The organism is Cellulomonas sp. NS3, from assembly GCF_024757985.1.
Taxonomy (GTDB): domain Bacteria; phylum Actinomycetota; class Actinomycetes; order Actinomycetales; family Cellulomonadaceae; genus Cellulomonas_A.
The window spans coordinates 1,690,739-1,703,373 of sequence record NZ_CP103289.1 but is presented as its reverse complement, the minus strand read 5'-3'; the positions used below and the strand labels follow the sequence as shown (position 1 = coordinate 1,703,373).

General features: G+C 75.2%; 9 protein-coding genes. 6 read left to right on the top strand and 3 right to left on the bottom strand.

Going from position 1 to position 12,635, the window contains the following annotated elements; genetic code table 11:
* Position 1 precedes the first annotated feature (1 nt).
* From NXY84_RS07820 to NXY84_RS07810, 3 genes are all read left to right on the top strand, one after another.
* Complete coding sequence (locus NXY84_RS07820) at positions 2–1,441, top strand: MDR family MFS transporter (protein ID WP_258727147.1); 1,440 nt, start codon at positions 2–4, stop codon at positions 1,439–1,441.
* Between the two features lie 145 nt (positions 1,442–1,586).
* Positions 1,587–3,299: an endo-1,4-beta-xylanase gene (locus NXY84_RS07815; RefSeq protein WP_258726537.1), complete on the top strand. Its 1,713-nt coding sequence runs from the start codon at positions 1,587–1,589 to the stop codon at positions 3,297–3,299.
* A gap of 176 nt (positions 3,300–3,475) precedes the next feature.
* Positions 3,476–5,911, top strand: a complete 2,436-nt coding sequence (locus NXY84_RS07810; protein WP_258726536.1) for a PKD domain-containing protein — start codon at positions 3,476–3,478, stop codon at positions 5,909–5,911.
* A gap of 61 nt (positions 5,912–5,972) precedes the next feature.
* Here the strand turns inward: NXY84_RS07810 and NXY84_RS07805 are convergent, their stop codons facing one another.
* Genes NXY84_RS07805 through NXY84_RS07795 form a run of 3 tightly spaced genes read right to left on the bottom strand, consistent with a single transcriptional unit; the run spans position 5,973 to position 9,314 of the window.
* Positions 5,973–7,223, bottom strand: coding sequence for an MFS transporter (locus NXY84_RS07805; RefSeq protein ID WP_258726535.1), 1,251 nt, complete (start codon positions 7,221–7,223; stop codon positions 5,973–5,975).
* Between the two features lie 43 nt (positions 7,224–7,266).
* The gene (locus tag NXY84_RS07800; protein ID WP_258726534.1) at positions 7,267–8,664 is read right to left on the bottom strand and encodes a HAMP domain-containing histidine kinase; all 1,398 of its coding nucleotides are present in this window, start codon (positions 8,662–8,664) and stop codon (positions 7,267–7,269) included.
* Positions 8,661–9,314 carry a response regulator transcription factor gene (locus tag NXY84_RS07795; RefSeq protein WP_034629455.1) on the bottom strand — a complete coding sequence of 218 codons (654 nt, stop codon included), beginning with the start codon at positions 9,312–9,314 and terminating at the stop codon, positions 8,661–8,663. The genes NXY84_RS07800 and NXY84_RS07795 overlap by 4 nt, the downstream gene beginning before the upstream one ends.
* 94 nt (positions 9,315–9,408) lie before the next feature.
* Between NXY84_RS07795 and NXY84_RS07790 the strand changes: the two genes are divergently transcribed.
* From NXY84_RS07790 to NXY84_RS07780, 3 genes are read left to right on the top strand one after another with little or no spacing between them, the layout of a single operon-like run.
* Complete coding sequence (locus NXY84_RS07790; RefSeq protein ID WP_258726533.1) at positions 9,409–10,677, top strand: LolA family protein; 1,269 nt, start codon at positions 9,409–9,411, stop codon at positions 10,675–10,677.
* 50 nt (positions 10,678–10,727) lie between these two features.
* On the top strand, positions 10,728–11,696 hold the full coding sequence (locus NXY84_RS07785) for an ABC transporter ATP-binding protein (RefSeq protein ID WP_258727146.1): 969 nt from the start codon (positions 10,728–10,730) through the stop codon (positions 11,694–11,696).
* Positions 11,683–12,579 carry an ABC transporter permease gene (locus NXY84_RS07780; RefSeq protein WP_258726532.1) on the top strand — a complete coding sequence of 299 codons (897 nt, stop codon included), beginning with the start codon at positions 11,683–11,685 and terminating at the stop codon, positions 12,577–12,579. Before NXY84_RS07785 ends, NXY84_RS07780 begins: the two co-directional genes overlap by 14 nt.
* Positions 12,580–12,635: the final 56 nt, after the last annotated feature.

The window sequence follows — 12,635 nt, the reverse complement described above, 5'->3', positions numbered from 1 at the left end:
CATGACGGCCCGCGACCGCACGGCCGTCTCGCTGCTCCTCGTGTCCGCGTTCGTCGTCATCCTCAACGAGACCGTCATGGGGGTCGCCCTCCCGCGGCTCATGGAGGACCTCAGCATCACCGCGAGCGCGGCCCAGTGGGTCACGACCGCGTTCATGCTGACGATGGCCGTGGTCATCCCGGTCACGGGCTTCGTGCTGCAGCGCACGACGACGCGCGCGGCGTTCCTCGCGGCGATGGGCCTGTTCAGCGTCGGGACGCTGGTCTGCGCGCTCGCGCCCGGGTTCGAGGTGCTCCTGCTCGGCCGGGTCGTCCAGGCGAGCGGCACGGCGATCATGATGCCGCTGCTCATGACGACGGTGATGACCGTGACCCCGCCCGCGAGCCGCGGTCGGACGATGGGCAACATCTCCGTCGTGATCTCGGTCGCGCCGGCGCTCGGCCCGACGATCTCCGGCTTCGTGCTCAGCGTGCTCGACTGGCGCTGGCTGTTCGGGCTCGTGCTCCCGATCGCCGTGGGCGCGCTCGCGCTCGGTGCCGCCCGCCTCGTCAACCTCACGACGCCGCGCGAGGCCCGCGTCGACGTCGTCTCGGTCGTCCTCTCGGCGCTCGCGTTCGGTGGGATCGTGTACGGCCTCAGCCGTGTCGGGGAGTCGGCCGCGGGCGGCGGGGCGAGCGCGGCGTGGACCGCGCTCGGTGTCGGGCTCGTTACCCTCGGGCTGTTCGTCGCACGCCAGCTCGTGCTGCAGCGGACCGACGCGGCGCTGCTCGACCTGCGCACCTTCCGCTCCCCGGTGTTCACGGTGGCGATCGTGCTCATGGCGATCAGCATGATGTCGCTGTTCGGCACGATCATCCTGCTGCCGCTCTACGCCCAGCAGGTGCTTGGGCTCGAGGCGCTGCAGACCGGCCTGCTCATGCTGCCGGGCGGGCTGCTCATGGGCTTCCTGGCGCCGTCGGTGGGCCGCGCGTACGACCGGTTCGGGCCGCGCGTGCTGCTCGTGCCGGGGGCGACGATCGTCAGCGTCGCGGCATGGCTGCTCGCCACGCTCGGGGAGCAGAGCTCGCCGTGGCTGCTGCTCACAGGGCACGTCGTGCTCAGCGTCGGGCTCGCGCTCATGTTCACGCCGCTGTTCACCGCGTCGCTCGGCTCGCTCACGCCGAACCTGTACTCGCACGGCAGCGCGATGGTCGGCACCGTCCAGCAGGTCGCGGGCGCCGCGGGGACGGCGCTGTTCGTCACCGTGCTCACCGCGCGGGCGGCCACGCTCACCGAGACCGGCGCCGGTCCCGTCACGTCGATGGCGGGCGGCGTGCACGCCGCGTTCCTGGTCGGTGCGGTGATCTCGGTGCTCGCGATCCCCGCGGCGTTCGCGGTGCGCGTGCCGAAGGCCGAGCGGGGAGCGGTGGACGCCGGGTCGGCGCCCGCCGGGGTGCACTGACCCAGACCAGGACGTAGCGGACGCCACCCGTGTGCGGTGCGTCACGGTGCCCGCTCGGGCGCCGTGACGCACTTGCTCCGGGTGGCGTCCGTCTGCCTACGGTGGGGTCACCGACGTGCCACCGACCGGGGGGAGCTGCGCCGTCGTGCGACGCCTCATCCCTGCGCTGATCCTCGCGGCCGGCGCCCTCGTCCTCGTCGTGGTCCTGCTCGCCGGGCCGCTCTCGCCGAGCCAGGAGCCCGAGCCCACCGCCGCGGCACCCGCCAGCACCGCCGCCGCGCCCGAGCGCGTGAGCACCGTCCTGTCGAGCGAGTTCGAGGACGGCACCGACGGCTGGGAGGGGCTCGGGACCGCCGAGGTCACGACCCGCGAGGGTGACGCCCGCAGCGGCGCGTCGAGCCTGCTCGTGAGCGGACGGACCGAGGCGTGGAACGGCGCGCTGCTCGACCTCCAGGGCGTCGTCACCCCCGGCACGGAGCACACGCTGTCGGTGTGGGTGCGCCTGGCGCCAGGCGCGGCGGGGACCGAGCCGGCAGCGGCGGACGCCGGTGGCGACGAGACCGGCGACACCGGTGACCGGGCGGTCGCCGCCGGTGGCGAGGCCGACGAGCTCCAGCTCACCGTCCGGCGCGACGCCGACGGTGAGCGCGTCTACGACCACCTCGTGCACACCCCCGTGGGCACCGACGCCTGGGTCGAGCTGCGCACCGCGTACACGCTGCCCGAGGGCTCGCAGCACCCCGAGCTCTACGTCGAGTCGACGGGGACGCTCGCCGACCTGCTCGTGGACGACGTCACCGTGACCAAGGAGGCGCCCCCGGTGCAGACCGACATCCCCGCGCTGCGCGACGCCCTCGCCGCCGACTTCCCGGTCGGCACCGCCGTCGGGCGCCAGGACCTCGAGGGCGCACCCGCGGAGCTCCTGACCCGCCACTTCTCGACGATCACGCCCGAGAACGCGCTCAAGCCCACGAGCCTGCAGCCCCACGAGGGCGAGTTCACGTTCGAGCAGGCCGACCAGGTGCTCGACTTCGCCGTCGAGCACGGGCTCGCCGTGCACGGCCACACCCTCGTGTGGCACCGCTCGACCCCCGACTGGTTCTTCCGGGCGGCCGACGGCCGGGAGCTCGGCCCGAGCGCAGAGGACCAGGCGCTGCTGCTCGCGCGGCTCGAGGCGCACGTGCGGGCGGTCGCGGACCACCTCCAGGAGCGCTACGGCGACGCGAACCCGGTCCGCACGTGGGACGTCGTCAACGAGGCGATCGACCCCGAGGAGGACGACGGCCTGCGCCGCAACCAGTGGTACGCGGTGCTCGGCCCGGAGTACGTCGCGCACGCGTTCCGGATCGCGCGCGAGGCCTTCGGCCCCGACACGGTGCTGTACCTCAACGACTACGGCACCGAGGGCGCGGCGAAGCGGCGCGCCGCGGCGGACGTGGTGCGCCGGCTGCTCGACGAGGGCGTGCCGGTCGACGGGGTCGGCCACCAGATGCACGTGAACCTGGGCGTCCCGGTCTCGCGGATCGAGGACACGATCGCGACGTTCGCGGACCTCGGCGTCCGGCAGGCCGTCACGGAGCTCGACGTCGCGATCGCGGAGTCGCCCGACGAGGCCCTCGACCACACCCCGCGCGAGCGCCTCGACGAGCAGGGCCTGTACTACCAGGACCTCCTCGCCGCGTTCCGCCGGCACCCCGGCGCCGTCTCGTCGCTGAGCGTGTGGGGGCTCTACGACGCGCGGAGCTGGCTGCGCGCCTGGCCGACCGAGCGCCCGTACGAGGCGCCGCTGCTCTTCGACGGTGACCTGCAGGCCAAGCCCGCGTACTGGGGTCTGGTCGACCCGGCGCGGCTGGACTGAGCAGGCGGACCGGCCGGGCCCGACGCACGGAGGGGCCCGGGCACGCCGACCGGCGAGGGTGGCGGCCGGGCGCGGCTCGTCCTGGCGAAATGTCCGATTCTGCCGCTAGTGTGACCCGCGTCACGCAGGGGGCGTGAGTGACGGACGGGCGCTCACCCGTCGCGACGGGGGGGATCATGAGACAGCGAGGACCACGCACGGCGCTCGTCCTGACGGCCGTGCTGCTGGCCATTGGCGGCATCGTCGGCACACCGGCCGTGGCGCAGGCAGCGGTGTTCACCGAGGCGCCGGACGTCACGTGCACCTCCGAGGAGCACCCCGAGCTGGCCGGTCGCCTGGCCGACGTCGTGCGGGCAGCGGTCAACACGGGGTCCCAGGTGCACAACGGATTCGTCGACCAGCCCGGCGTCGCGTTCTACGACCGGGTCACCGGGACGGAGTGCTGGAGCGACGAGTCGACCGGCTACCAGACCGCCAGCCTCGTGAAGGCCGCGATCATGGCGGCGCTGCTGGCCCGGCCGCAGGCGCTCACGGACGCCGAGCGTCCCCAGGTCGAGAAGATGATCATCGAGTCCGACAACGAGACCGCCCTCGCGCTCTGGCGGGACAGCCTGGGCTGCGGCAAGGACGGCGACGGCGACCCCGACGACAACAGCAACGTCCGGCCCTGCACGGCGTTCCGCAACTTCCTCGAGGCCGCCGGGACGACGGGGACGTACCCGGACGACGGCGGTGCCTTCGGCGACACCTACACCACCGCCCGTGACCAGGTCACCCTCTTCAAGCTGTTCGCCTACCCGAACGACCTCATCGAGGACTCCCGCCGGGAGTACGCGCTCGACCTCCTCCGGCGGGCGGAACGCAAGTACGGCGTGACGTCGTCGGCCCCGCCCGGGACCGAGCGCGCCGTCAAGATCGGCTTCTCCAAGCTGGGCGGGGAGGACGACGAGTGGCACGTGACATCGACGGGCCACGTGAGCGGGGGGCGCGCCGGGTACGACTACGTGCTGTCGCTGCTGAGCGACGACAACGCGGAGCTGCCCTTCACGCCGCTGCCGCTCAACGGGATCGAGCGCCTGGACCGCATCGGCGAGGTGGTCAACTGCGGCATCCGTGAGCTCCACGGCGACGGCTCGTGCGTCGACTACCAGGACGACAGCTGCGACATCTTCTCGACGCAGCTCACGTGCGAGACCGACCGCCCGGTGTGGGCCCACCGCACCGAGAACTGGGTGCGCGTCGACCTCTCGGCCAAGCTCGGGTCGACCGTCCACTGGGAGCTCGTCGACGCGGCGAACGGGACCGTCGTGGACGCGGGGGACGCGGTCGGCGGCGAGGGATGCGAGTGCGAGCGCACCGTCCGGGGTCTGCACGGGCTGTACGTGCTGCGGCTGCGCACCGACCAGGGGCTGGGCGGCGACGACGGCACCCTGCTCAACTACACGGGCGAGAAGCCCGGCGGGAGCACGGACCAGCCGCCGGTCGTCGGGGCCGGGCCGGACCTCCGCGGCGACGAGGGGGCGCCGATCAGCATCGCCGGCTTCGCCAGCGACGACGGCGGCACGCCAGGGGTGCGCTGGAGCAGCGAGCCGGTGTCCGGCGTGGACACGGGCGGCGCGTGCACCTTCGCCGAACCCACGTCGTTGCGGACCACCGTCACCTGCAACGACGACGGGACCTTCCGCCTCACGCTCACGGCGAACGACGGCGTGAACGGCGCGGTCAGCGACTCCGCGCAGGTGGTCACGGCCAACGTGGCCCCGTCGGTCGGCGGGACGACGGGTCAGCGCGCGCCGCTCGGCGTCGCAGCCGCCGGTGCCGCCCCGGCGGTGGCCGCTGCGGCGGGGCAGCCGGCCTCCCCGGTGGACTGGCAGCTGTTCCGGGCCGGGGAGAGCGTCACCGTGCGTGCCCCCATCACCGACCCGGGCACGAACGACACCCACACGTGCCGCATCCGGTGGGACGACGGCACGTCGGAGGACGTCACGGCCACCGGGTCGGCGGGCTGCGTGGCCACGCACACCTACCGGCACGCCGGGATGTTCACGATCGACCTCGCGGTGACCGACGACGACGCCGGGCAGGGCACCGGGGACGTCATGGTCGTCGTGTACGACCCGGACGCCGGCTGGGCCAACACCGACGGCTCGATCGCGTCACCCTCGGGTTCGCTGGTCGGCACGGGGTCCCGCGAGGACGTGTGGTTCCACCTGCGAGCGCAGTACTACCACTCGGACGACACCCGACCGGTGGCGACGGCGAAGACCTGGGTCGCGGGGAGCGACGCCGCCTACCGGTTCGACGCCGGCGACCGAGGGGTCGACTGGCTGGTCGTGACCCCGGACGGGAAGGTCGCCGCCAAGGGCACCGGCACGCTGCAGGGCCGGTCGGGGCGCTACGGCTTCGTCTTCTACGGGTGCACCACGCGCGCCACGAGCGGGTGCCCGGGCGGGGCGGACGCCTTCCGCACCGTGGTCTGGGACCTCGCTGCGGGACCGAACCCGGGGGCCGGCACGGTGTACGACAACCGGCCGTCGGCCGGGTTCGACCTCGACCTGAGCGAGCCGCAGCGGCTGCGCACCGGCATCGTCAGCATCCACCCGCCGCACTGAGCGGGGCGGACCCGGCCCACGGACGCCGTCCCGCCCGAGCCGGGTGGGGCGGCGTCCGGCGTCAGCCCGGCGTCCCGTCGCGGGCGAGCCCCGCGGCCTCGCGCGTGCGGCGGTTCGCGTGCGGCGACCAGCGCGGCACGGTGAGCACGAGCGCCGCCGTGGCGAGCAGCGCGAGCCCGCCGGTCGCGGCCACACCGAGCGCGAGGCTGCCGAGCGCCGCGCCCCCGGCGACGACGAGCGGGCCGGCGGCGACCCCGGAGTCCTGCAGGAGCCGCCACGCCCCGAGGAACTGCGAGCGCGCCGCCGGCGGCGCGACGTCCGCGCCGAGCGTCATGAGCAGCCCGGAGCCGATGCCGTTCCCGAGGCCCAGCGCCATCGCCGCGACCGCCAGCGCGGGCAGCGTCCCGGCGAGCGGGAGGAGCAGCAGGGCGACACCCATGACGAGCATCGACGGGACCGCGATCCACAGCCGCCCGCGGCGGTCCATGAGGTGGCCCGCGGGGTAGAAGAGCAGCATGTCGACGGCGCCCGAGAGCCCGAACACGAGGCTCGTCGTGGCGGGCGCGAGCCCGAGGTGCTCGGACCAGAGCGGCAGGACGACCTGACGCGCACCGCGCACCGCGCCGACGAGCAGCACGGCCACCCCGAGCGAGGTGAGGACGCGGCGGTGCGCCCGCAGCACCGCACGCACCGGGACCCGAGCCGCGGTGCGCCGCCGCACCGTCTCGGCCCCCGCGGCGTCCGGCACCGCCAGCACGACGGCACCCGCGAGCAGCGCGGTGACCACCGCGAGGCCGAACGCCGCGGACGTCCCGCCGAGGTGCACCGCGAGCGCCCCGGCGAACGGCCCGAGGAACGACCCGATGCGGCTCACCCCGCCGAGCGTCGACAGCGCCCGGGCGCGGGTCTCGACCGGGGTGATCTCGGTCAGGTACGACTGCCGGGCGAGCTGGTACACCGACGCCGTCGCACCGGTGCCGAGCACGGACACGGCCAGCACGAGCAGGTCCCGGGACAGCGCCGCACCCGTGAGCGTGAGCGCCGCGACGCCCGAGGCGACGAGCATCGCCCGGCGGTCACCGACCCGCGACGCGAGCCAGCCCGCGGGCACGTCGCCGAGGATCTGCCCGACGCCGACCATCGCGGCGAGCAGCCCGGCGAGCGCGAGCGACGCACCGCGCTGCGACGCGGTCACGGCGACCATCGGCACGGCCGCGCCGATGCCGACCTGGAACACGAGCGCGGGCAGGTAGACCCCGGCGAGCGACCGGCGGTCGAGGAAGGCCGGCGTGCGGCGCGCTGTCGAGCTCATCGCCGCCAGTCTGCGCGGGGACGCCTCGGCCCGCAGCAGGGTCTCAGCGCGGCAGCCGCAGCACCGCGCGCGCACCGCCGAGCGGCGCGTCACCGAGCTCCACGTCGCCCCCGTTCTCGCGCGCGACCTCCCGCGCGATCGCCAGCCCGAGCCCGCTGCCGCCCGCCTCGCGCTCGCGGGCGTCGTCGAGCCGCACGAAGCGCTCGAACACGCGCTCGCGGTCCGCCGCCGGGATCCCGGCGCCGTCGTCGTCCACGGTGATCGCACCGTCCTCGACGGTGACCTCGACGCGCCCCGCCGCGTGCCGGACGGCGTTGTCGAGCAGGTTGCGCACGACGCGGAGCGCCGCCGCGGGGTCGGCGTGCGCGCGGCCCGAGCCGCTGACGGCGACGTTCACGTCCGCGCGCGCCGCGACCGCCCCGGACGCCTCGGCGGCGCCCCGCACGACGTCGAGGAGGTCGAGCTCGACACGCTGGGCGCGCGTCGACCCCACGCGCGCGAGCAGCAGGAGGTCGTCGACGAGCGCCTGCATGCGCAGCACCTCGCCCTCGAGGTCCTCCGCGAGCTCGGCGCCGGTGTAGGCGTCGGGGTGCGCGCGGGCCACCTCGATCGAGGTCCGCAGCGACGCGAGCGGCGAGCGCAGCTCGTGCGCGGCGTCGCCGACGAACGTGCGCTGCCGGGCGGCGGCGACCTCGAGCCGGTCGAGCATCTCGTTGAGCGTCCGCGTCAGGGCACCGAGCTCGTCGTGCGCGCGCCGCACCGGGAGCGAGCCCGGGCCCCCGGTCCGGGCGACCTGCGCGGCCGCCTGCCGGAGCTGCTCGACGGGGTGCAGGGCCCGCCCGAGGACGGTCCAGATCACGACGGCGAGCAGCGCGGTGAGGACCGGGACGACGCCGACGAGCGCGAGCCGGAGGGCGTCGAGCAGCCCGCGCACCTCCGCGAGCGGCACGGTCGCGACGACCGTCACCGGGGCGTCCCGGTAGGTCTCGGCGAGGACCGCGACGCGGGCGTCCCCGTCGTAGGCGCTGCGGTCGGTCCCGGTGACGAGGACGTCGCCGGTCGCGGCCGCCTCGGCGCGCAGCCCGCGCACCGCGTCCGGCGGCAGCACCGGGAGCGTGCGGCTCGCGTTCGGGGACGACGCGACGACGGCGCCGTCCGCGTCGAGGAGCTGGACGAGCTCCCCCGGCTCACCGACCGGGAGTGCCTCGGGCAGCCGGTCGTCGCCCACGAGCGTCGCCACCGTGAGCGCCCGGTCGCGCGCGATGTCGTCGAGCGCGTCGACCCGGCTGACCGAGAGCACGTTCGTCAGGATGAGTGCGCCGGCGGCGAGGCCCGCGCACAGCACGCCCGAGGTGAGCAGGGTCAGCCGCAGGCGCAGCGACCAGCGCCCCGGACCGCGGGCCGGCACAGGCTCGGTCCCGGGCGCACCCGGCCCGGTCATCCGGCCGCGCGGTACCCCGCACCGCGCACGGTCGCGACGACGTCCCGCCCGAGCTTGCGCCGCAGGTACCCGACGTAGACCTCGACGACGTTGAGGTCCTCCCCCGAGCCGTCCCACACGTGGTCGCGCAGCTCGACCTTGCCGACGACGCGGTCGGCGTGGCGCATGAGGTACTCGAGCAGCGCGGTCTCACGGGTCGTGAGCGCGACGACCTCGCCCGCGCGGGTCACGACGCGCGTCGCGGGGTCGAGCACCACGTCGCCCACCTGCAGGACGGCGGGCCGGGCGTGCGCGGGCCGGCGCACGAGCGCGCGCAGGCGGGCCACGAGGACCACGAACGAGAACGGCTTCGTGAGGTAGTCGTCCGCGCCGACGTCGAGCCCGTCGGCGACGTCGTGCTCCCCGTCCTTGGCGCTCAGGAGCAGCACGGGCGTCCAGACGCCCAGCGCCCGCAGGTCGGTGACGACGTCGTAGCCGTTGCGGCGCGGCAGCATGATGTCGAGCACGATCGCGTCGTACTCGTTCTCGGTCGCGAGGTGCAGCCCGGTCGCGCCGTCGAACGCGACGTCGACCGCGAAGCCCTCGGCCGTCAGCCCGCGGTGCAGGGCGCGCACGAGCCCGCGTTCGTCGTCGACCACCAGGACCCGCACAGGAGGAGCATCCCACCGCGCGCGCCGCGGACCCCACAGCCGGACCGGACGGCCTCTCAGCGCGCCCTCAGCCGCCGGGGCGCACAGTGGAGCCATGACCGAGACGACCGAGCCCTCGAGCACTCCCCGAACCTTCTCCCAGCGCGCCCGCTGGGCGGTCCCGGCCGTCGCCGCCGTGGCCGTCGCGGGCGCCTTCGTCGCACCCCCGCTGCTCGCCTCCGCGGGCGCCGAGGGCCTGCCCGACGTGACCCCGGCCGAGCTCATCAGCTCCGTCGCCGCCGCCCAGCCCGTCCCGATGAGCGGCACGCTCGTCTACACCGCGCGCCTCGGGCTCCCCGAGATCCCGTTCGGCGAGGTCGGTGGCGCCGACCCGATCGCCCTGCTCGGCGGCAGCTCGACGCTGCGCGTCTGGACCGACGGGACGGAGCGCTCGCGCGTCTCGCTGCTGGGCTCGGTCTCCGAGTACTCGGTGGTCCGGGACGGCGCCGAGGCGTGGACGTACTCGAGCTCCGACGAGGAGGTCGTGCACTACGCGCTGAGCCCCGAGGACCAGACCCGCTACGACGCGCTCGCCGAGCAGGCGCGCGCCGGGTCGCTCCCCGAGGTCGCGGGCGAGCTGCCGACGCCCGACGAGGTCGCCGGGCACGTGCTCGCGCAGGCCGAGCAGTTCTCCTCGGTCACGCTCGACGCCGAGCTGACGGTCGCCGGGCGCGACGCCTACCAGCTCGTCGTGACGCCCAAGGGCGGCGCCGACACGCTCGTCGCCCGCACCGTGGTCGCGGTCGACGCCGAGACGTCGACGCCGCTGCGCGTGCAGGTCTGGAGCACGCAGGACGACGGCGCCCCGGCCCTCGAGGTCGGCTTCACCGACGTCGCGTTCGAGGCCCCCGACGACGCGGTGCTCGCGTTCTCCGCCCCGGCGGGTGCGAGCGTCAAGGACGTCGAGGTCCCGCTGCCGAGCGCCGCGGACCTCGCGCAGGTGCCCTCGGCCAAGGACGCGCAGGAGCTGCCCCCGGGCGTCACGGTCACCGGCACCGGCTGGGAGTCGGTCACCGAGGTCACCGGGCTCGACGTCGCCAACCTCGTCGCGGGCGACCCGGCCGCGCTCACGAGCGTCCCGGGCGCGGGGAAGAGCTTCGGCTCCGAGAGCGCGCAGGACCTCATCCAGGAGTTCGCGCCGACCGACGAGAACGGCCAGCACGGCGTGCCGGACCTCGACACGAGCGCGCTCTACGAGCAGCTCACGACCGAGGTCCCCGAGGGCCGGCTGCTCAGCTCGTCGCTGCTGAGCGTGCTCGTCACGACCGACGGCCGCGTCCTGGCCGGGGCGGTCCCCGCGGACGTCCTGCGCGGGATGGCGTGACGGGGACCACCGTGGCGTCGGACGTGACCGCGACGGCGGGCAGCGCACAGCTGCCCGCCGTCGGCGGCGCGCCCGGCGACCACGACCTCGCGGTGCGGACCGACGGCCTGACCAAGCGCTTCCGGTCGGGGCAGGTGGCGGTCGACGGGATCGGTCTGCGCGTGCCCCGTGGCTCGGTGTACGGCTTCCTCGGCCCGAACGGCTCGGGCAAGACGACGACGATCCGCATGCTGCTCGGGCTCGTGCGCCCGACCAGCGGGCGGGCGTGGCTGCTCGACGGTGCGATGCCCGAGGCGGGCGCCACGGTGCTCCCGCGCGTGGGTGCGCTCGTCGAGGGCCCCGCGTTCCACCCGTACCTCACCGGCCGGGCCAACCTCGCCCGGCTCGACGCGAGCGACGCGACGGCCGACCCGCGCACGTCGCACCGGCGCAGCGAGGACGCGCTCGAGCGCGTCGGGCTCTCCGCCGCCGCCGCGAAGCCGTACCGGCAGTACTCGCTCGGCATGAAGCAGCGCCTCGGCCTCGCCGCCGCGCTGCTGCGCCCGCGCGAGCTCCTCGTGCTCGACGAGCCGACCAACGGGCTCGACCCGCAGGGCACCCGCGAGGTCCGCCACCTCGTGCGGGAGCTCGCCGACGCCGGCACGACCGTGCTGGTCTCCTCGCACCTGCTCGCGGAGATCGAGCAGGTCTGCACGCACATCGGGATCATGAGCCGCGGCCACCTGCTGCTGCAGGGCGAGCGCCAGGCGCTGACGGACCGCGGCACGGCGCACGTGGGCGTCACGACGTCGCTCGCGCACGTGGGCGCCGTGGCGGAGGTCCTCACGGGCCTCGGGCTCACCGAGGTCACCACCGACGGGCCGACGCTGCGTGCCCTCCTCGCGAGCACGCCGCCCGAGAAGATCTCGGCGGCGATCGTGCACGCGGGGCTCGACCTCGTGGGGCTCGAGGTCACGCGGCCGAGCCTCGAGCAGGTCTTCGTGGAGCTGACCGGGGAGGGCTTCGATGTCGCACGCTGAGGTCCTCGACGGCGCCGCCGCCGCACGGACGTCGACGCCGCCGGTCCCCGCCGTGCGCCGGCGCGGTGCGTGGGCGCGGCTCATGCGCAGCGAGCTCCGGCTCGTGTTCGGCCGGCGCCGCAACCAGGTGCTGCTCGCCGGGCTCGCCGCCGTGCCGCTGCTGCTCGGCACGGTGCTGTTCGTCACGCAGGACTCGGCGCTCGGCGGCCAGGGGCCCGGGTTCGTGGGGCGGGTCACCGGCAACGGGCTGTTCCTCGTGGTCGCCGCGCTGTTCCTGTGCCTGCCGTTCCTGCTCCCGCTGACCATCGGCATCGCGTCGGGCGACGCCGTGGCGGGCGAGGCGTCCGCGGGCACGCTGCGCTACCTGCTGACCGTGCCGGTCTCGCGCACGCGGCTGCTCGGCGTCAAGGCGCTCGGCGCGCTCGCGTTCGCCGGCGCGGCGGTCCTCGCGATCGCGGTCGTCGCGTTCGTGGCGGGCGCGGCGTACTTCGGGCTCGACGACGTCGCGCTGCTGTCCGGGTCGACGATCCCGCTCGGCGACGGCATCGCGCGCATGGCCGGCGTCGTCGCGTACGTCGCGCTGTCGATGACCGGGCTCGTGGCCGTCGGGCTCTTCCTCTCGACGCTCACCGAGGTGCCGGTCGGGGCCATGGCGGCGACCGTCGTCGTCGCGATCGTCTCCGCGGTGCTCGACACGCTGCCGCAGCTCTCCGCGATCCACGGCGGGCTGCTCACGCACCACTGGCTCGACTTCGCGGAGTTCCTGCGCGTCGAGGTGGGCTGGGACGTGCTGGCACAGGGGCTCGCGGTGCAGGGCGCGTGGGTCGTCCTTTTCGGCGCGCTCGCGTGGAGCCGGTTCACGACGGCGGACGTCTCGTCCTGACGTGATCCTCCCCGGGCAGGGCCGGCGTCCGCGGCGTGCCGGCCCTCCCCCGCGGC